This window comes from Xenorhabdus sp. SGI246 (assembly GCF_040838225.1).
In the GTDB taxonomy this organism is placed as follows: domain Bacteria; phylum Pseudomonadota; class Gammaproteobacteria; order Enterobacterales; family Enterobacteriaceae; genus Xenorhabdus; species Xenorhabdus indica.
Genome location: NZ_JBFPEZ010000016.1, coordinates 136,588 through 156,654 on the forward strand (window position 1 = coordinate 136,588; position 20,067 = coordinate 156,654).

17 protein-coding genes and 1 pseudogene are annotated in these 20,067 nt (G+C 41.6%); 4 read left to right on the top strand and 14 right to left on the bottom strand.

Annotation, left to right across the window (positions count from 1 at the left end; translation table 11 throughout):
• Window positions 1-38 precede the first annotated feature (38 nt).
• The 7 genes and pseudogenes from rmuC to ABLA85_RS04770 form a co-directional block, all read right to left on the bottom strand.
• Complete coding sequence (gene rmuC / locus ABLA85_RS04740; protein ID WP_367961809.1) at window positions 39-1,394, bottom strand: DNA recombination protein RmuC; 1,356 nt, start codon at window positions 1,392-1,394, stop codon at window positions 39-41.
• A gap of 117 nt (window positions 1,395-1,511) precedes the next feature.
• Window positions 1,512-2,042 (bottom strand): DedA family protein, encoded by a 531-nt coding sequence (locus ABLA85_RS04745; protein WP_367961811.1) that lies wholly within the window; start codon window positions 2,040-2,042, stop codon window positions 1,512-1,514.
• A gap of 107 nt (window positions 2,043-2,149) precedes the next feature.
• Window positions 2,150-2,932, bottom strand: coding sequence for a tyrosine-protein phosphatase (locus ABLA85_RS04750; RefSeq protein WP_367961813.1), 783 nt, complete (start codon window positions 2,930-2,932; stop codon window positions 2,150-2,152).
• A gap of 185 nt (window positions 2,933-3,117) precedes the next feature.
• The gene (gene udp, locus ABLA85_RS04755) at window positions 3,118-3,873 is read right to left on the bottom strand and encodes a uridine phosphorylase (protein WP_367961815.1); all 756 of its coding nucleotides are present in this window, start codon (window positions 3,871-3,873) and stop codon (window positions 3,118-3,120) included.
• A 242-nt stretch (window positions 3,874-4,115) separates the two neighbouring features.
• Window positions 4,116-5,495 carry a GntP family permease gene (locus ABLA85_RS04760; protein WP_367961817.1) on the bottom strand — a complete coding sequence of 460 codons (1,380 nt, stop codon included), beginning with the start codon at window positions 5,493-5,495 and terminating at the stop codon, window positions 4,116-4,118.
• 170 nt (window positions 5,496-5,665) lie between these two features.
• Window positions 5,666-5,920: pseudogene (locus tag ABLA85_RS04765) on the bottom strand (GntP family permease); the annotation flags it as partial.
• Between the two features lie 329 nt (window positions 5,921-6,249).
• Window positions 6,250-7,860, bottom strand: coding sequence for a cyclic peptide export ABC transporter (locus tag ABLA85_RS04770; RefSeq protein WP_367961818.1), 1,611 nt, complete (start codon window positions 7,858-7,860; stop codon window positions 6,250-6,252).
• An 844-nt stretch (window positions 7,861-8,704) separates the two neighbouring features.
• Here ABLA85_RS04770 and ABLA85_RS04775 point away from each other — a divergent pair.
• Complete coding sequence (locus ABLA85_RS04775) at window positions 8,705-8,836, top strand: hypothetical protein (RefSeq protein WP_367961820.1); 132 nt, start codon at window positions 8,705-8,707, stop codon at window positions 8,834-8,836.
• On the top strand, window positions 8,805-8,996 hold the full coding sequence (locus tag ABLA85_RS04780; RefSeq protein WP_367961822.1) for a YidB family protein: 192 nt from the start codon (window positions 8,805-8,807) through the stop codon (window positions 8,994-8,996). Before ABLA85_RS04775 ends, ABLA85_RS04780 begins: the two co-directional genes overlap by 32 nt.
• A 29-nt stretch (window positions 8,997-9,025) precedes the next feature.
• Here the strand turns inward: ABLA85_RS04780 and metE are convergent, their stop codons facing one another.
• Window positions 9,026-11,314, bottom strand: coding sequence for a 5-methyltetrahydropteroyltriglutamate--homocysteine S-methyltransferase (metE, locus tag ABLA85_RS04785; RefSeq protein ID WP_367961823.1), 2,289 nt, complete (start codon window positions 11,312-11,314; stop codon window positions 9,026-9,028).
• Window positions 11,315-11,421: 107 nt separating this feature from the next.
• Here metE and metR point away from each other — a divergent pair, with 107 nt between their 5' ends.
• Window positions 11,422-12,378 carry an HTH-type transcriptional regulator MetR gene (metR, locus tag ABLA85_RS04790; protein ID WP_367961825.1) on the top strand — a complete coding sequence of 319 codons (957 nt, stop codon included), beginning with the start codon at window positions 11,422-11,424 and terminating at the stop codon, window positions 12,376-12,378.
• Here metR and ABLA85_RS04795 read toward each other — a convergent pair.
• The 3 genes from ABLA85_RS04795 to ABLA85_RS04805 form a co-directional block, all read right to left on the bottom strand.
• Window positions 12,263-13,162: a carboxylate/amino acid/amine transporter gene (locus ABLA85_RS04795; RefSeq protein WP_367961827.1), complete on the bottom strand. Its 900-nt coding sequence runs from the start codon at window positions 13,160-13,162 to the stop codon at window positions 12,263-12,265. The two genes, metR and ABLA85_RS04795, sit on opposite strands and share 116 nt — an antisense overlap.
• Window positions 13,163-13,165: 3 nt before the next feature.
• A complete protein-coding gene (locus tag ABLA85_RS04800) occupies window positions 13,166-14,815 on the bottom strand; it encodes a Na+/H+ antiporter (RefSeq protein ID WP_367961828.1) in 1,650 nt (549 codons plus the stop codon).
• 273 nt (window positions 14,816-15,088) lie between these two features.
• Complete coding sequence (locus tag ABLA85_RS04805) at window positions 15,089-16,435, bottom strand: NCS2 family permease (protein WP_367961830.1); 1,347 nt, start codon at window positions 16,433-16,435, stop codon at window positions 15,089-15,091.
• Window positions 16,436-16,869: 434 nt separating this feature from the next.
• On the opposite strand from ABLA85_RS04805, the gene ABLA85_RS04810 reads away from it, so the two are divergent.
• The gene (locus ABLA85_RS04810; protein WP_367961832.1) at window positions 16,870-18,210 is read left to right on the top strand and encodes an MATE family efflux transporter; all 1,341 of its coding nucleotides are present in this window, start codon (window positions 16,870-16,872) and stop codon (window positions 18,208-18,210) included.
• A 90-nt stretch (window positions 18,211-18,300) separates the two neighbouring features.
• On the opposite strand, the gene ABLA85_RS04815 is transcribed toward ABLA85_RS04810, so the two are convergent.
• From ABLA85_RS04815 to ABLA85_RS04825, 3 genes are read right to left on the bottom strand one after another with little or no spacing between them, the layout of a single operon-like run.
• Entirely contained in the window at window positions 18,301-18,969 is a 669-nt protein-coding gene (locus ABLA85_RS04815; RefSeq protein ID WP_367961899.1) for a DUF799 domain-containing protein, read from the bottom strand.
• Window positions 18,969-19,325, bottom strand: coding sequence for a DUF4810 domain-containing protein (locus ABLA85_RS04820; RefSeq protein WP_367961834.1), 357 nt, complete (start codon window positions 19,323-19,325; stop codon window positions 18,969-18,971). The genes ABLA85_RS04815 and ABLA85_RS04820 overlap by 1 nt, the downstream gene beginning before the upstream one ends.
• A gap of 38 nt (window positions 19,326-19,363) precedes the next feature.
• Window positions 19,364-20,035 (bottom strand): CsgG/HfaB family protein, encoded by a 672-nt coding sequence (locus ABLA85_RS04825; RefSeq protein ID WP_367961836.1) that lies wholly within the window; start codon window positions 20,033-20,035, stop codon window positions 19,364-19,366.
• Window positions 20,036-20,067: the final 32 nt, after the last annotated feature.

Genomic DNA, 20,067 nt, shown 5'->3' on the forward strand with positions numbered 1-20,067 from the left:
AAGTGTACCAGCCTTTCCGGTAAAACCCTATTCAGACTTTACTCATTAACCAATAAAGATTGGAAAGATTTATCAATAACCTGTGAGTCGATGGGGCGTTTAATATCCACACCTAAATCACGAAATCCTTCAGCTTGTTTAATCAGGTTTCCCCTTCCTTCTGTCAGCTTTTTCATTGCCAAATGGTAACTCGCCTGTGCTTTGCTGAGGCTTTGTCCTAAGCCTTGCATATCATCCACAAACAATCGCATTTTGTCATACATTCTGGTCGCTTTTTCCGCAATCAAACGTGCGTTCTGGCTTTGATATTCATACCGCCAAAGGTTATTAATAGTGCGAACAGCCACCAGAAGTGTTGAGGGGCTAACCAACATAATATTATGCTTCAGTGCCTCGTCGAGTATTTCAGGAGACTGGTTAAGTGCCACCAGATAAGCGGGCTCTACAGGGATAAACATCAAAACATAATCCAGTGAACGCACTCCCGGTAACTGTTGATAATTTTTACGACTAAGTCCCCGGATATGACCTCTTATGGAGTTTATATGCTCCTGTAATGCCTGTATTTGCTCTGTTTCATCATTGCTATTGAAATAACGTTCATAAGCAATCAATGACATTTTGGCATCAATAATGACATCTTTTCCTTGTGGTAAGTGCACAATCACATCAGGCTGAAAACGATCACTACTTTCTGTTTTAATGTTAACCTGTGTATGAAACTCATGTCCTTCACGTAAACCGGATGCCTCCAAAACCCGTGCCAAAACCATTTCTCCCCAATTACCCTGCATTTTGTTATCCCCTTTCAGGGCCTTTGTCAGATTAATCGCCTCTTTTGCCATCTGGGCATTAAGCTGCTGAAGGTTACGGATTTCATGGGCTAGTGTATGGCGTTCGCGGGCTTCTTGTCCGAAACTGTCTTGCACTTGACGACGGAACCCTTCCAATTGTTCACGGAAAGGCATCAACAGGTCATTGAGACTTTGGCGGCTGTACTCATCAGTACGACGTCGATTTTGTTCAAAAATACGATTGGCGAGATTTTCAAACTGGGTATTCAGACGCTGTTCACTATTAATCAAGAGACGTTGTTTCTCTTCCGCAGCCAGTTTGCTTTCTTCAAGCCGAGTACTCAATTCACGCAACTCGGCTTCCTGTACGCTATTGATTTCACGCTGAGTAAGCAATGCCTGATTTAACTGTTCACATTCAGTACGCCAATAATGAGATTGCTCTAATTTTTCATGGCTAACAGCAAGCTGGCTATGTAATTCACGCAATTCATTTTCTTTGTATTGAATACGTTGGTGAACAGAAAACCAGACAAAACCTCCTCCGCCTAATAATCCACTTAAGCCACCAATTAACATGTATAACCAATGGATATCCACCTATACACCCCCGCTAACTTTACCCCAATCACTTTACTTTAATGTAAGTTAAATAGAGGCTGTATAGATGTCCAGATTATTCACCGGATTTCTTTCAGTTTGCAAAGCTGCTCGCAATTAACCCATCCACTCTGCTAACCAACGTATTCCAAAAGCTCCCGGCGCTAAAATACCAAATGCCCAAATCAGCGCAGAAGCGAAATTAGCAAGCTGGAAATGGCGTTTTGGCATCGCACAAATACCTGCCACCAATGGGATTGCCGCTCTTAAAGGGCCAAAAAAACGGCCAATGAAAACGCCCCACACACCCCAGCGTTCAAAAAATTGATGACCACGAACTAATGTTTGCGGATGGCGTGAAAGTGGCCACATTTTGCCGACATTTTCCTTGAAATGGTAACCAAACAGATAAGAAACCCAATCACCGAAAAAGGCTCCTGCGGCAGCCGCTATCCATATCGGCCAAAAATTTAATCCACTTTCACCAATCAGAGCTCCCAGCCCTAATAAGATGATTGTGGCTGGCAATAACAGAGAAATGAATGCCAGAGATTCCCCAAAAGCGAGCAAGAAAATAATGGGGATCGCCCAGGTTTCATGATCTCTTACAAAATTGGTGATGACTTCGATGACTTCGTGCAAGCTCACATTAATCTTTCCTGTGTTAATCTTTAGGATTTCAGGTTAGCAGTAAATGGATTAACCGATGCTAACCGACTATTCTTATTCAAAAAATATTTACGCCTAAAAGAGATTTATTCGAGGAAATAATGTTGCAATTTTTCACGCGCTGCAATATTGAGCCCAATGTCTTTTTCCAGCCAGATATCCACACTACCATAGTGTTCATTGATGCTGTTCAGTGCAGTCATCAAAAATTCTTCCCTGACTGAATACACATAAGCCAATTTTTCAACCACACTATCACTCATCACTTTCGCATGTTCATTCAACAGATATTCGCGATGCGGTGCCAGAGTGATATCTGTTACCAAATAGTCTTCTATCACTGTATTCAGATCTGCCCCCAGAGCAAACAATACCAGAGCAGAGCCGACACCTGTTCTGTCTTTACCCACAGCACAATGTTGTACAATTCCACCTTTCTCTGGTTGTAACAATAGATTAGCTAATGTCTTATAGGCAGGATTATTAATTGGTAACAATTGATATAGGCGCAGCATAAAATCTTTCGCATCAAACTGTTCCAGCGCTTCATGACTCAACCTCTCCAGATTAGCATCAACTTCTTTGGAAAGCGGGTTAGCCGGAGCATGATGGTAATTCGCTCCACGCCACACCTGATCTGGTCTGTCCTCAATTTCACTGCTATCACGATAATCAATAATCTGGAAAAGATTTTGCTCCATCAAAAAAGCCTGATCGCTATCAGTCAACATGTCCAGAGAGCCTGAACGAAATAACAGGCCTGACTTAATCTTAGAACCATTGTTCAGTGTCTTGTTGCCTAAATCACGGAAGTTGATCCCGCCATTCAAAGGAAGTAATGAGGGATGAGATAGTAATGTTGTGGTCATAATCACTCTTTCTTATTGAAATACACGTTATTGGAACAGACTGTTATCGCAACAAACTGTAATTGAAATAAGTTGTTATTAACGAAAAATGTTATGACATTATCAGATTTCAGAATGAAATAAAGTGGAGAAAACAGAAAGATTAGGTGATCGGGCCAGAATATTCCGACCCTTAAATAGAGTGATTACAACAGACGACGAGCCGCATCTACAACAATGCCTAAAACATTACTTTCTGTTTTTTTCAACAATTCAACATCTGGAATTTCCTGCTGAGTACGGTTAACAATCACACCCGCAACCATACCAGCACACAGCCCCTGACTTGCACACATTGTCAACAAAGTCGCTGATTCCATTTCAAAGTTCATCACCCCCATTTCCTGCCACTCTTTCATAGAGCCCTGAAAGCGGCGGACAACACGACCAGAATAGGTATCGTAACGTTCCTGTCCTGGATAAAAAGTATCAGAAGAAGCGGTCACACCGACGTGAGTTGTAGAACCTGATGCTTTTGCTGCTGCATACAGTGCGTTGGTACATTCAAAATCAGCCACAGCCGGGAACTCCATCGGAGCAAAATGTAGGCTGGCCCCATCCAGACGAACTGCGGCAGTGGTCACTAACACATCACCTATATTAATATTCTTTTGGATCGCTCCAGTTGTACCAATACGTAAGAAAGTGCGTACACCTAATTGTGCCAATTCTTCTACAACAATTGACGTTGATGGACCACCAATACCAGTAGAGCAGACAACAACTGGCTTACCATCAATTTCGGCGCGCCATGTTGTAAATTCACGATGAGAAGCCAGATGAACTGGATTATTCATCAATCTTGCAATTTTCTCAACACGGTTAGGATCGCCTGGAACAATAGCCAGAGTTGCGCCCTGTAAGTCGTTTTTGGTAATACCTAAATGGAATACATCAGACATATTGGCTCCTCAACAGGAATATTCAAAATCAAAATACAGATGCCTAAATTTAGTGAATACTCTGACATTTTTTTGTGATAAAAGTCACCTTTAGTTAATAGGCAAAAGAAACACATACATTAAATCATGATTAAAATCACATTTATGTACGATAAATAATACGGTGAGTATAGAGCCAAAATAGAAATAATGTTCGAAGAACTATCACAAAAAGCGCTCCTCGCAGAGCGCCGTTGGATCATTTACAAGATTAAGTTAAGGAGCAATATGCCACACAGTCCAATTCCCCATGCGATGGTTGTCGGAATCGACCAGAAGATCACTTGATGCTTCACATCCTTAATACCCATCATCCGGTTAACTACCCAGAAAAAACAGTCATTAAAATAGCTGAAGAACAGTGTTCCCATCATTGCAGCCTGAGCAGCCACTAACATATTAATATCCGGTATCTGTTTAATAACGGGCGCTGAAATAGATGCTGCTGTGATCATTGCCACAGTACCAGAACCTTGAATGATGCGTATTAACGTCGCAATGATAAATGGGATCAAGACAGGAGTTATTGGCAGGCTGGCTATATATTGTGCCAGTATTGTGCCGGTTGAACCTTCATTTAATACAGCTCCCAGCGCTCCTCCTGCACCTGACACTAATAAAATAATACCCACAGTTTGTAACCCGGTTTCCAAATGTTCAATCACCTCTTGTTTACTGACATTTGGCATGAGCTTATAAACCGCCAGCAACACACTGATTGCCAGAGCGATAATAGGTGATCCAAGAAAATTAAAAATCTGAAAATAAAAATGGTTTTCTTCACCGATAAACAGAGCCGTTTTCAACAATAATCCATTCACAACATTAATGAAAATCAACACTATAGGCACAACAATAGGCAGAAGAGAAATAAATAAGCCTGGTAATGGCGTGTTCGATTTCTCTTCCATGTAACTTTGATGAATTTGCCGCAGATTTTCTTCCGTTTCAACAAGCTGATATTCAGGATATTTAGTCTCTAGCCATTTGGCATAGCAAGTAATACCGATAACGCATGGGATAGCCAGTATCATACCCACTAGCATCACTTTACCTACGCTTACTCCGAATATTCCGGCCACACCAAGCGGCCCCGGTGTTGGTGGAACAATATGGTGAGTTACCACCAGCCCTCCGGCTAATGCTACTCCTAACGTCAGTACATTTCGTTTACCTTTCTTCGCCAATGCTTTCACCAGAGGATAGAGGATCACAAAAGCCGAATTAACAAATATAGGAATACTGACGATATAACCCGTGATTGCCAGCGCCCATTCTTCGCGCTTTTTACCTAACCATTTGATCAAGCTGTAGGCAATTTGTTCAGTTGCACCAGAGGCTTCCAATATCCTCCCCATCATGCTTCCTAATCCGATCACAATACCAATACTACCCAATGTCGAGCCAAACCCTTTCACGATAACTTCAACAACACTGCTCATGGTTAAACCGCCGGATATTCCTGCGATAACCGCAGCAATCAACATAGCAAGAAGTACATGAATACGAGTACGTAAGACCAGAAAAATCAGCGTAAATACAGCCACTCCCAATCCAATAATTGGAATGTAAAACTCCACCATAAAACCCCGTTTCAATATATGTATTATTGGCGATAAATGTGCATGGTATGTCAGTCAAAGTTCTTGTTACAAGCTGTAACAAAACCTATAGTCTCAATTAAAGTAATGAGGATTTATTTGGAGTATCCAGAATAAAGAAAAGCGCCCTTTACAGAGCGCATTATGATGATTTACATGACGAGATTAAGTAGCAATACACCACACAGCCCAATTCCCCATGCAATTGTTGTCGGAATTGACCAGACAATCATCTGTTGTTTTGCATCTTTAATACCCATCATCCGGTTAACCATCCAGAATAAACTATCGTTGAAGTAGCTGAAGAATAGTGACCCCATCGTTGCAGCCAAAGCTGCTGCCAACATATTAATATCCGGTATCTGATTGATTATAGGTGCTGAAATGGAAGCTGCTGTAACCATAGATTGTTTTTTGACTTCACGTATGACCACTGCTCAGCTATTTCACAGTAGTCTATCACTTCGGCACCAAGGAAAATAACTTTCGTTACGGATTTGAGTCTGAATTTTTTAAATGGAGAAAGAAGTATCCAAGTCAATTCCCATAATACGCGCTGTTACCTAACGCCCTATTATTCCATTCATGATCATATCCACAATTTATTTATGTATGCCGGGACAACATGCGGTGTAAGTGAATTCCCGTTGCCAATAATGACGGCAGAATTGGCAAAGGTAACGCTGACCAGAACGAGAACACCATTGCGGTACACTCCTTTAACGACACAACAAGCTTAGATATCTTTTATATGTCCATCTTCTAATTTCACTACTCTATCTGCCACTCCAAAATAAGAGTCATCATGAGTAATAACAATAACGGTTTTACCACGAGCCTTCAATTCAGGTAATAATTCTGTATAAAACACCTTCTTAAAAACCGGATCTTGATCTGCTGCCCATTCATCAAAGATATAAACAGGGCGATCCTCCAAATAAGCAGATACTAAAGCTAATCTTTTACGCTGACCAGTAGATATATTTATGGTAGAGAATTTTCCATCTACTACTTTTACTTTATGATCCATGCCTAATTTCTGAATGTAGTGAGTGGCTTTATCAGTAATATGTGAATCTACAGTGAGTAATTCTTCAAACAAGTGAAAATCAGAAAAAACAGCAGAGAAAAACTGTCGATAATACTCATTGTTAGAAGCATTCATTGCTACACCATTTAATACAATAGAGCCGGAATCACATTGAAACAAACCAACCAACAACATTGCCAAAGTGGTTTTACCGCTGCCATTACCTCCTATGATAAAAACAATCTCTTCATGGTGTATTTTAAGATTTAATGGCCCAAAAATGAATTGACTATCTTCATTATCACTCGAATAGTGATGAACAACATCTTGTAATTCAAGTAATACCTTGTTTCCCTTTACTTCTAAGAAAGGATTAGGCTTATCAGAATATACAAGTTGAGATTCCTGCAAATCCTTATCCAGTTGTCTCATCCTTTTCAAGGATACTTCCGCCATGCGTAATTCGGGTATAGCCCCCATAACTTCACCAATAGGGCCAACCAAAAAGAGCATAACCAAGACTACCGTGACAAGAACACTTGGTTCAGACGGCCACCAAATGGGTACCACAAAGACCATAAAACCAATTATTACGTAAAACATAGTATCTGCTGAATTTATTAACCATGCCCATCTGACATGACCCTTTATAAATATTTTTCTTAAATTCTCAGCGCCATGCATAATAACTTGATTAACAAATAATTTACCACGATTAGTATTTAACTGCAGCTCCTTACTTCCACTTATAAGATTTTGAAAATCAAGATAAATATTATCAACATGCTCTCTGACCTTGTCCAGCATCTGAGAGGGTTTTTTCTCTAAAATGTGAAACCCATACATCAATATTCCGAAACACACAGTCAGGACTAAAAATAGCCCCCAAGAGACCCAAGCCAAATAACTAAGACAAGCCACAATAAGAATGGTATTACCAAATACTATTGGTGCAAGCCTACATGAATCTGAAAACACATCAACATCTTTGGTTAAAACAGCCAACAGACCATGACGTCCAAGCTCTTGCTGCTTTTTAAATGGTGTTCGCAGTAGTTTATTACTAAGACTGATACGTAGTGACAATATTGCAGATTGAGTCAAATGTAACAACGCAATCTCTGCAGCAGCTTTACTTAAAAAATAGACTAAACATAATATAAAAAAAACATATGAAATAGAATAACCAGGAGATTCAATTGCTTTACTCACCAGACCAACCAGTGAAGCTGCAGCACCTCCAGCGACTAATGCGCTTACCATAGAAAAACACAGCAATTTCCAAGAGTGAGCACAAAGGTACCTAATTAAATTCATAATAATCCATTCTCATAATTAGCGCACTATTAATAGTAACATAAATATAAAGCCTCAAATCCCCCCTAATCATATTTAATTCCACAACTGGACACAACTTAAGGTGCAGAATACAAAAGCCATTTAATAAACAATGTACATTTCAACGAAGCAATCTCTACTTAGAATTGTATATGTTAATTATCATATGTAATAATGACATAATATAATTGTTTTAATCGTTATTCCGCCCCTCATTTCTGGTTAAAAAAACAGTGTGACATTTTGCCTATTTTATGCCGTGATTATGTAAATGAAATTGGCGAACCACTATTCAATCCGTTAATTGTAATTATTAATCCGGTAGCAGTTTAGGTTGTCATAGAATCCAGATTTCATACCGCTTTCAGCTATATAAACTCCGATCTAAATACCTCCGAAGATTAATAAACATAGTATTTATGTTCAATGAAAATGCCAATGACCACTTGGTGTTACTTGATACGCTGTTACCTTGTTAATCATCACATATGTATTTTCACAAAAAACGATGGATATCACATTCAAGGTTTATTATTTACAAGAAAAAAAACACACAACAAATTGAATTTAAATATTTTTTAAATAAAAAACATAAAAAAACATTTCACACATTCATGTGATTAACATAAAAAAAATTTCTCAATCACCTAATATTCCAACCACCCCAAATAAACTGAATTTGAAATGATGTGCTACTTTAATAATTAAATATTAAATTACCCTTTTTTATAACATTTATACTTATTAACTCCTGTAAAAGCATCCAATTTAGTGTTTTATTTTGCTTAATCCAGTAAAGCCTCAACAAAGGAGGGAAATTACGATGAGTTTCTTTGATCAAATTGTAAGTATGCTGAGTCGGGGAAAAAACCAACAAATTCAGCATATGGTGGACTGGGTTGAAGGTCAGGGAGGGTTAGAAATTGGCAGAAAAAATGGGTATCGATCCCGATGAAGCTTCATCATTAATTTCACAACATTTGCCCAACCTGATTGATAAGGTCACCCCAAATGGTGAAGTTCCAGAAAATTTGGATCTAAAGTCCGTAGGAATGGATTTATTAAAAAATAAATTATTAAGTAAGCAAATCAACTCGCCCACCACGCTTATTTAGTGTGGTGGGCAACTATTGTTCAAATTAATTTAGTTGATTACTGAATCACGCAGACGTTTTGCCGCTTCAACCATGTTCGCCAGTGACTGGCGGGTTTCTGTCCAACCCCTGGTTTTTAAACCACAATCTGGGTTAACCCATAAGCGTTCAACAGGAATGCGCTCGGCAGCTTTGCGCAATAAAGCTTCAATCCATTCAACACTCGGCACATTAGGTGAGTGAATATCATACACACCAGGCCCAATCTCATTCGGATATGAGAAATCTTCAAATGAATCCAGCAATTCCATATCTGAGCGGGAGGTTTCAATAGTAATAACATCCGCATCTAACGCCGCAATGGAAGGCATAATGTCATTAAACTCGCAATAACACATATGAGTGTGGATTTGTGTATCATCTTTCGCCACTGCAGCACTCAGTTTAAAGGCATCCACTGCCCAGTCCAGATATTCCTGCCACTCTTCTCTACGCAGCGGTAAGCCTTCACGTAATGCAGGTTCATCAATTTGAATAATGCCGATACCTGCTTTCTGCAAATCATCCACTTCATCACGCAAGGCCAGTGCAATTTGTTTAGCAATGGCTTCCCGGCTGATATCTTCCCTTGGGAATGACCAACAAAGAATAGTCACTGGCCCTGTTAACATCCCTTTTACTGGTTTGTCAGTCAGAGATTGTGCATACGTTGCCCAATCGACCGTAATCGCTTCTGGACGGCTGATATCTCCGATAATTACTGGTGGTTTTACACAACGGGAACCATAGCTTTGTACCCAACCATTTTGAGTAAAGACATAACCATCAAAATGTTCACCGAAATATTCCACCATGTCATTACGTTCAGCTTCACCATGCACCAGTACATCTAATCCCAATCGTTCCTGTTCATTGATCGCCTGCTTAATGTGCTCACTAATATTGATGCGATAATGATTACCATCAACACGGCCTTTCTTGAAATCTAAACGTAAGCCACGGATCTCTGTTGTTTGTGGGAAAGAACCGATGGTTGTTGTCGGCCACAAAGGTAATTTGTACCGCTGGCGCTGAAGCTTAGCACGCTCCGAATAAACCTGATTGCGCTCGCTGTCTTGTGGCTGGATCTTAGCAAGACGTTCAGCCACAGCCGGATTGTTCACTCTTGTGGAACTGCGACGGGCACGAATTGGAGCACTGTAACTATCCAATTTATTCAATTCAGCCTGTTTACTGACTTCAGGTGCATTCAGTGCCTGAGATAACAGAGATAACTCGGTACATTTCTGTAGTGCAAAAGCAAACCAGCTTTTAACTTCTTCATCCAATCCGGTTTCATCATTCAAATCAATCGGACTGTGCAACAATGAACATGAAGTACCAACCCAGATATCTCGTTTACCCACCAGCGGTGCAATAAGTTCATATTTCGCACTCAGATCTGCCCGCCAGACATTGCGTCCATTAATGACCCCTAACGAAAGCAGCCATGATCCCGGTAAAGATTTTTCCAATTCATTGAGAGGGTCTTGCCCTGCCACCAAATCAACGTGCAAGCCTTGTACCGGCAGTGCCTTAATGGTTTCCAGATTATGGCTGATGCTATCGAAATACGTTGTCAGCAATAACTTAACCTGCCCCTGAAGTGCTTGATACGCGGTCGGGAATGCTGCCAGCCAATCTTCGGGTAGTTCCAGCACCAACGCGGGTTCATCGATCTGTACCCATTCAATACCACGTTTTGCGAGTTCAGCCAGAATTTGCTGATATACCGGCAGAATATCCTCCAGCAGAGAGAGGCGATCAAAAGCTTTTCCTTTTACCTTTCCAAGCCATAAGTAAGTCACTGGCCCCAACAAAACAGGTTTCACTTTATGCCCCAACGCTAATGCTTCATCAACTTCATCCAGTAATTGAGGCCATCCGAGCCTGAACTCCTGCCCCTGCTGAAATTCAGGCACAATATAGTGATAATTGGTATTAAACCATTTGGTCATTTCTGATGCAGCAGCCGGAGTACCTGTTGGAGCCCGACCACGAGCAATACGGAATAGTGTATCTAAGTCAATGTTTCCATCTTTATTTTGATGGCGAGGAGGTACATTCCCTAACAGCAAACTGGTCGTCAACACTTGGTCATACCAGGCAAAATCACCAACAGGAACTAAATCCACCCCTGCCTCTTTTTGCTGTTGCCAGTGACGTGCACGTAATTCACTCCCTGTTTCCAGCAATTCTTGTTGAGAAATTTTACCTGCCCAATAGTTTTCTTGTGCTTTTTTTAGCTCTCTTTTCAAGCCGATACGTGGAAAACCTAATGTATGATTCAAAACTGTCATGTCGTCACCCGCAAATTTTAGCCGTCTAGATGTTTACACTTCTATAATCAACAGGTAATGTATAAACCACAAGCGCAAATTATTCATAATCAACTTGAAGGTTTTTCATGATAGAGATAAAACACTTAAAAACACTGCAAGCATTAAATCACTGTGGTTCGTTGGCAGCGGCAGCAAATCACCTACATCAAACACAATCGGCTCTTTCACACCAATTCAGTGAACTAGAGCACCGGCTAGGATATAAGCTTTTCATTCGTAAAAGTCAGCCCCTGAAATTGACTCATCAAGGTGAAGTACTACTAAGATTGGCAGAACAAATTTTGCCTATGATCACGGCCTCCCTGCACGAGTGCAATGAGCCGCAAGAAACTAACTTGCGCATTGCTATTGAATGTCATAGCTGTATTCAATGGCTCACTCCTGCACTTAAACGTTTTAGGGAAAGCTGGCCGCAGGTCAATGTGGATTTTAAATCCGGGGTAACCTTTGATCCACAGCCGGCGCTGCAACAGAGAGAGCTGGATATTGTGTTGACATCCGACATTATTCCAGACAGTAAACTGCACTATACGCCGTTGTTTGACTATGAAGTGAAACTGGTGGTTGCACCAGATCATCCATTGGCTAATCAGCAGGATATCCAGCCACAGGATCTCTCCCCCGAAACCTTGCTGATTTATCCGGTTCAACGGCAACGTTTTGATATCTGGAGACGTTTTCTTGAGCCCGCAGATGTCACCCCGACCTTGAAAACCGTCGATAACACGCTATTACTCATTCAAATGGTGGCCGCCCGCTTAGGTATTGCAGCATTGCCTCACTGGGCGGTGGAAACATTCGAAAGACAAGGATTAGTTGTCACTCAGACGTTGGGAGAAGGGCTATGGAGCCGATTGTACGCAGCCTGCCGTAAAGGGGAGCAACGCCAACCGGCTATTGATACATTTATTCGTTCTGCGCGTCAGCACGCGGTGGATAATTTGTCGTTTGTGAAGCGGGTCTCAGTATCCAACGGTGATGCACCCAAAGCGACGCAACAATCAGGCTGCCTCCAATGGTAAAGCCCAACCAATTTGGATGCTGCTGCCAAATAACAAAATTGACCAATAACCCCGCCGGAACCAGCATATTATTCATAATCGCCAGTGTTCCGGCATCCACTTGGGTTGCACCATAATTCCACATAAAGTAGCCAATACCGGAAGCCCCCGCTCCTAACCAGATCAGAACTCCCCATTGTAATTGGGTTGTCGGCAATTTCTGGGGATCACCAAACATTAACCAACCGATAATTGCAATGACACAAGCACCTAAATAGAACCACGAAAATGCGATTCTCTGTGGTATCGGATGTACTTCCATCAAACGCTTATAACCAACCTGACCAATGGCAAAGAAAATATTTGCCAATTGCACCAGCATTAAACCAATCCAGAAGGATTCACTTAACTGGTCATAACGGATAATCGCAGCTCCCGCCACAGCCAGTAACGAACTGAGCGCATAGCCCCAACGCAGCCGTTGACGCCCCATCAAATCATATATCAATGTGACATACAGTGGAGTCATGACTGTAAAGAGCAAAAATTCCGCTACCGTCAGATAGTGGTAAGCATGAAATACAAACAAATACATCACACCTAACTGACAAGCTCCCACTGCCATATACAGCGCAATGACTTTCAGTGATAACCCGCGCCAACGCAGAAAGGGTAAAAATACCAGAGCAGCTAACACGACCCTGATAAGAACAGAAAACCAGCTATCAACCTGACCGGCGAGATAAGCACCAATCAGGCTGAATGACGCAGCCCACAAAAGTGTTGTAATTGTTAATAGCCACATATTTTATTGAGATTTACCTACCAACAGCGCTTCAAGCAAATCAAGGTCATGCAGGAGCGACTGTAACGTTTCATTACTAATTTTACGAGTTGCGCGCAAGTGATATAGCTCCCCTCTCTCAGCCCGTAATGCCGTCAAGCGGAAACGCCGCTCCAAATCTTCAACCAACAAGCTGTGTTCACCCTCATCAGCCCCCGTAGTTCGGCGTCGCAAATAACCGGTGACTCGGGAAGCAACTTCACTAATCACTTCAGCATCCAGTTTTTCTTCAGTGCTGGCAGACAGACGTTCTTCCATTTTATTCATACTGACAATCGCAACTTCAGCCATCGCTGCTTTCGCCATTCTGATTTCATTGAGATCAGACTGTTTGTCTCCCACTTTCATGCCTCTTAGCAATAATGGAAGAGCAATAACGCCAACAAACAGAGAGAACAGAATCACACCTGCGGCAATAAAGATCAACTGATAACGAGCGGGGAATGGATCGCCATCCGGCAGGAAAAGAGGTACGGATAAAGCACCAGCCAGAGTAATCGCCCCACGGACACCAGCAAACGAAGCCAGCCATAATTCACGGGTAGTGTAGGTTGAAAATTCCAGCGGTTTTTTCTTCATCAATATATTGCTGGTATTTTTCATCAACCATAGCCAGCAGAATCGTAGCAGTAACAACGCAGCATAAATGATGCCTACCACAGCGAACAACATCCAGGTTTCAACGTGCGGATCAAGTTCCGCCTGAGCAACAGACGTCTCCCAAATCCCCGGCAACTGTAAGCCCAACATGATGAATACCAGACCGTTAAACACAAATGCCAACATTCCCCATACGTTATCAGCACGCAAACGCATATCCAAAGGCGCATTGCGGATCACACCCGCCGTACTGATAGTCATACCCGCAGCAACTGCGGCCAGAATACCGGAGAAACCAATATGCTCAGCAATCATGTAAGAGGCAAATGGCAACAACATCATAAACATGATTTGAGTGGCAGGATCATCACCACTCCAGCGACTCATTAAACGCAGTGATTTACTGTACAACCAGGTGACAGCAATACCTGATGCCAAGCCGCCAATAGCCACTTTAAAAAATTCGAATGTTGCGCCTGTGACGGTAAATGCCATTGTCCCCATAGCAATTGCCACAGCAAATTTCAGAGCAACCAGACCGGAAGCATCATTCATCAATGCTTCACCTTCCAGTACGCTCATCATATTTTTAGGAATTCTCCCTTTCCCAACAATTGAAGATAATGCAACTGCATCAGTTGGTGACAACACTGCTGCCAGAGCAAAAGCCGCAATAAGTGGAATACTCGGCAGTAACCAGTAAATCAAATAACCAATACCGACAACTGTCACCAGAACCAATACTAAAACCAGAATAACTATTTCACGCCCATGTTGAAAAAATTCTCTGGTTGGTGTTTTCCAACCATCAACAAATAATAGAGGAGGGATAAGTAAAACGAGGAATAATTCAGGATCGAAAGTAACGTGTAATCCAAAATGAGGCCAGGCTAGCAATGCCCCTATTGCTATTTGCACTATCGGCAAAGGGACACGGAATGGGATCACTTTAGTAAGAACACCAGAAACTGACACCACCAAAATCAAGATCAAGATAGTAAAGAATATTTCCATGTTACCCTTACAAATTGCCAAAAATCCGTCGGTGAAGAGATTGTGACTGTTTTTTTCTTGTAATAACAGCGTTAATAACCCCAAAAATTAAAGTTATTCTGGAAATTCAAAAAACAATCACATTGTGAATCAATGAACAACAAGTCATTTGTCCATTTTATACTTATTTACGGAATTTTGTCGAAAATTTGACAGGTTTTAAAAATTATCCAATCTGGAAATACACGCGCAAACTTTAATCGTTTGCGCATAATTTATTGAGCACTCTTTTAATTAAATAGCCCAGTTGCCGGCATAGAATGCCACCAATACAATAGCAATAATTACCGTACCGATATTCAGCTTACGCCATTCACCAGAGAAAACACGTCCAACAACCAAAGCACCAAACCCTAGCATAATACCTGTAACAATATTACAAGTCAGAACAATAAATTCAGCGCACAGTAATCCTGACATTGCATCGACAAAATCATCAAAATTCAGCTTACGTACATTACTCAACATCAGCAACCCGACATACATCAAAGCAGGCGCTGTCGCATATGAGGGAACCAGATATGATAATGGCGAAAGAAATAATATCAGCAGAAATAAGATCCCAACGACCGCGGCGGTTAACCCTGTTTTTCCTCCTGCTGCGGTTCCGGCGGCAGATTCAATATAAACGGCAGCAGGAGAAGAACCAATTGCTCCGGCGAAAATACTACTGACAGAATCAGCCGTTAACGCCTTACCACCATTAATAATCTGCCCCCTTTTATCCAGCAGATTGGCCTGCCCTGCTACAGCTCTGATAGTACCTGTAGCATCAAATATCGCTGTCATCACCAGCGCAAGAACACTGGGTAATACAACAGGCTGTAAAGCCCCCATAATATCCATGCTAAACATCAAAGAAAGCCCGTCTTCCCCCAACGTTGGTAATTTAAAAAATCCTTGATATTTCACTGCGGGATCAAAAATCAATCCAATAATTGAAATAGCGATAATAACCAGCAAAATGCCACCGGGGACTTTTTTCCTTTCCAGTCCAATAATCCCCGCTAACCCTAACAAAGTCATTATTACAGGGAAGGCTGTCAACGATCCAAAAGCAACCGGCAACCCCGGCAGGGGATTTTTAATCACCAGTCCAACGCCATTTGCTGCAATAAGTAGCAAAAATAATCCGATGCCGATACCTGTGCCATGCGCTATCCCCATTGGCATATTGCGTAATATCCAGGCACGAATGCCAGTAACGGAAATAACTGTGAACAGGCATCCCATGAGGAAAACAGCACCCAATGCGACAGGAATACTGACCTGCTGTCCTAATACCAGACTAAAAGCAGTAAAAGTCGTCAGTGAGATTGCACAGCCAATTGCCATCGGTAAATTAACCCATAATCCCATCAATAATGAGCCAATCCCTGTAACCAAACATACAGCAATAAATACTGCGGTATGAGGAAATCCGGCCTGCCCAAGCATACCTGGTACAACAATAACGGAATAAACCATCGCCAAAAATGTTGTTAACCCAGCGAGAGTTTCCTGACGTACCGAGCTTCCGCGTTCAGTTATCTTAAAATACTTATCAAGTTTGCATTGAGTTGGTGCCTGCGTGCCAGACATGTTTATCCCCTGCCAGTATGTTGAACATCTATCCGATTTTCCTCACCATTTCTTCTCCCTTCTTACCCGACGAAAACGATTACGTTATTTGATAATCTGAAAAACGCTGCACTTATTAGTTCAGCCATTCATACACGCAATCGTTTGGCTTTTGAGTTAAAAAAATGGTGAGATAATTTGAGGCAAAGGATTATCCGGTGAATCGGGGATGAGAATCAAGTCATAATCATGAATTTTGTTGCCAATCCCTCTATTGGCAGCCTTAAGGAAAAACAGGAAATCAGTGAATATTGATAATAAAAGTTTTTGCTTCGCTCTGGCGGTGAATAACGCATTTTGTCTACCAATCAACCAGTAAACCAAGTAAAATTATAAATACTCTCTGGGTATGTCACACCACAAAAGACCATTCAATTCAATTAATAGGTTTTATAATGCATCAATCTGATGTTGCAGATCGTTCGCTTTTTTCACTGAGCTGGCCGATTTTCATCGATATTTTTCTTCATATGGCGACATTGCTAATCAATACATATATGGTCAGCCATATTTCTTCGGCTTATTTAGCTGCTATGGGGGTGGGTAATCATGTTTTTGATCTATTCATTACGATCTTTAATTTTATTAGTGTTGGTTGCAGCGTTGTAATCGCACAATATCTAGGCTCAGGAAAAAGAGATAAAGCCAGTCAGGCGATCCATATTTCCATCGCTTTTAATTTTATGTTGGGTTTTAGTTGTGCATTGGTGACGATTTTCTTCGGCTATAAAATCCTGCACATCATGAATCTGCCAGAAAATCTGATGGAGGACGGGTTTGCTTATCTGCACGTTTTAGGTATCTGCCTGATACCGGAAGCAATTTCAATTATTCTGGCGGCTTGTCTGCGAGTTTATGGTAAATCAAAATCTGCCATGTATGTCACCCTGATTGCCAATCTGTTGACAATTATCGGTAATATGATTGTCCTGTACGGGTTCTTTGGCCTACCTAAATATGGGCTGGAAGGTGTGGCATGGTCTACAGTATTTGGTCGTACGGTTGCTGTTATTCTTCTCTGCGGATTGTTATTTTATGGTTTAAGAATCAAACTGATCCCGAAGTTGCTGATATGCTGGTCAAAGAATATGCTTGGCAAAATCCTGCATATCGGTTTACCGGCTGCCGGTGAAAACCTGGTGTGGATATTACAATATATGACCGCACAGGCTTTTATCGGCTTGATGGGTGAAACTTCTCTGGCTGCACAAACGCTGTATTTTCAATTATCTCTGTTCATCATGCTGTTTGGTATCGCCACCAGTATCGGTAATGAAATTATGGTCGGCCACCTTGTCGGGGCAAAACGTTTTGAAGATGCTTATATCCGTGGGATAAAGAGTCTGAAAATCGGCGTTGTTGTCACAATTGGCGTCGTATTATTTTTCTGGATTTTCCGGGAACCGCTCCTTGGCCTGATGACAGAAGATCAAAAGATCATTGAGCTTCTGCTGCCTTTATTCCTGCTGTCTGTCTTCCTGGAGCCGGGGCGTACTTTTAATATCGTCATGGTCAATGCTCTGCGTGCTTCCGGTGATGCCAGATTCCCGCTTTGTACTGCTCTGCTCTTCATGTGGGGGATTTCTATCCCTGTTGGCTATTTTCTGGGAATTACCATGGGGATGGGGATCCTGGGGATTTGGATTGGTTTTTTCTGCGATGAATGGATACGAGGACTGGTAAACGCCTGGCGCTGGAAATCTAAGAAATGGCAAACCAAACGATTAGATATTTAATCGTGTTTAACTGCAAAACATAATTGTAAAAATTAGTTATAAAAATGACAGTAAAAAATGCCGCAGTTATTGTCTGCGGCATTTTTAAAATTATTCTAGTTTTTCTTTCCGATAATGTTCTGAACGCGGCCCATATAACAGGTGCCCATAATGATATCCTCCCGCACTCAACAAACGATTACTGGTAATGCCTGCAATATCGTGGCCTTTATCCATGACGGTGTTTGCAATTTGCTCAATAGCCGCAGACACTAACATACCAATAATTCCACCACCGCCATTGTTACGATTTTCTGCGGTAGAAGCTGTCGCTATACCACTCCACACTTGTTTACCAGTCCGCAAGTCAACCAGACGCGCTTTTGCTGTCACGCGGGTATTACTGCTAATGATCTGATATTGTGTACCATATTCTGTGACATCCAGATAAAGCGCTGCATCCGCACCAAAAATATCATGTAGTTTTTTATAGCCGATATTATGAATATCCTGCGCATCTGCTGCACCATTCTGCCGGAATGTCTCTTCGACAACTGCGACAGGGAAAACATAATATCCTGATTCCGCTAACGGATAAGTGACCTGAGAAACCACACTGCCAGCCGCCTTGACATCCACGGACTTATTCACAGCAGGCAGAACCAGTATCGATTTAGGATCACTTTCCTTCAACGCACTATAATCGTAAGGTGCCTGCCTGGCACATCCTGTCAGTATCAGCAATAATAAAGCGCTGATTGCCCCCCAAAGACGGTTCATCATTTCACTCCCTTATTTTTATTCAGCAGAAAATCCATATACTGTGCAGATTCAGGAAATAATTTCTTTTCTATTTCAAACTGCTGAAAGGCTTCCTCAATATTACCTATTTTACTATAGAGCAACCCCATTTGAGCGTGCAGCCCAGGAGGAACGGGTTTATCTTTGGCTCTGGCTTGTTCAATGACTTTTTGCAATGCCTGGATCTGTTCTTGTGGCCCAGTCTTATCCTGTTGATAATATTGGTAAACTGTTGGCTGGTAATCACCCCATTCATAGATGGTTTTAGGTACATGCATACACCCGACCAATAATAATATGCCCGACAGCATCCCCATCTTTTTTATCAAAAACATTAAAAAGTCTTCCCTATGTATTATTAGTTATTAAAATATTAGTTCATTGGCTTCCATGCACCACTTTCAATACCAGACACAAGGTCATTGACAGCTTCACGAATAGCCAAATCCAGCACCTTGCCATTCAGAGTAGAGTCATAACCGGATGCACCACCGAAACCAATAATTTCGCGGCTGGATAATTTATATTCCCCGGCTCCTGCTGAAGAGAAAACAACTTCAGACGTTTCAACATTCACAACATTCAACATCACTTTTGCATAAGCAATCTGTGACTTGCCACGCCCCAAAATACCCCATAACTGATGGTCACCGACTTCCTTGCGACCGAATTCAGTGACTGCACCAGTGATCACATAATTAGCCCCCTTCAGCTTCTGCGTTTTGCCTTGTAACCCGGCCTCTGTTTTCAATTCAGCCATGTTAGTTCGCTCCAACACATTAAAACGACCAGTTTGCTGTAAGTGAGTCACCAGAATAGTTTTCGATTGGTTACCCAAACGATCGATACCATCAGAGAAAATGCCATTTTGGTAGCTTGAACGATTTTCAAATTTACCTACCGCGATAGGGCTACGAATTCCTTTGTAAGTGGTGTTATATGAAGAAACTTTTTGCACCTGAAGAGTCGATGACGACTCCGTCGCACATCCACTCAACATGAGTGAAGCGAAACAAAGTGAAGCTAAGGTGAGTTTATTTTTCATTATTATGTCTTCCTGAGAGTTTTTGGTTATCC

What these genes read in the sequence shown, in the direction of transcription:
- udp (WP_367961815.1), bottom strand. Translation starts at nt 3,873, where the DNA reads ATGTCTGATGTATTCCATTTAGGTATTACCAAAAACGACTTACAGGGC.
- ABLA85_RS04800 (WP_367961828.1), bottom strand. Translation starts at nt 14,815, where the DNA reads ATGGAAATATTCTTTACTATCTTGATCTTGATTTTGGTGGTGTCAGTT.
- ABLA85_RS04760 (WP_367961817.1), bottom strand. Translation starts at nt 5,495, where the DNA reads ATGGTGGAGTTTTACATTCCAATTATTGGATTGGGAGTGGCTGTATTT.
- metE (WP_367961823.1), bottom strand. Translation starts at nt 11,314, where the DNA reads ATGACAGTTTTGAATCATACATTAGGTTTTCCACGTATCGGCTTGAAA.
- ABLA85_RS04795 (WP_367961827.1), bottom strand. Translation starts at nt 13,162, where the DNA reads ATGTGGCTATTAACAATTACAACACTTTTGTGGGCTGCGTCATTCAGC.
- ABLA85_RS04815 (WP_367961899.1), bottom strand. Translation starts at nt 18,969, where the DNA reads ATGAACCGTCTTTGGGGGGCAATCAGCGCTTTATTATTGCTGATACTG.
- ABLA85_RS04775 (WP_367961820.1), top strand. Translation starts at nt 8,705, where the DNA reads ATGAGTTTCTTTGATCAAATTGTAAGTATGCTGAGTCGGGGAAAAAAC.
- ABLA85_RS04825 (WP_367961836.1), bottom strand. Translation starts at nt 20,035, where the DNA reads ATGAAAAATAAACTCACCTTAGCTTCACTTTGTTTCGCTTCACTCATG.
- ABLA85_RS04820 (WP_367961834.1), bottom strand. Translation starts at nt 19,325, where the DNA reads ATGTTTTTGATAAAAAAGATGGGGATGCTGTCGGGCATATTATTATTG.
- ABLA85_RS04810 (WP_367961832.1), top strand. Translation starts at nt 16,870, where the DNA reads ATGCATCAATCTGATGTTGCAGATCGTTCGCTTTTTTCACTGAGCTGG.
- ABLA85_RS04770 (WP_367961818.1), bottom strand. Translation starts at nt 7,860, where the DNA reads ATGAATTTAATTAGGTACCTTTGTGCTCACTCTTGGAAATTGCTGTGT.
- metR (WP_367961825.1), top strand. Translation starts at nt 11,422, where the DNA reads ATGATAGAGATAAAACACTTAAAAACACTGCAAGCATTAAATCACTGT.
- ABLA85_RS04750 (WP_367961813.1), bottom strand. Translation starts at nt 2,932, where the DNA reads ATGACCACAACATTACTATCTCATCCCTCATTACTTCCTTTGAATGGC.
- ABLA85_RS04805 (WP_367961830.1), bottom strand. Translation starts at nt 16,435, where the DNA reads ATGTCTGGCACGCAGGCACCAACTCAATGCAAACTTGATAAGTATTTT.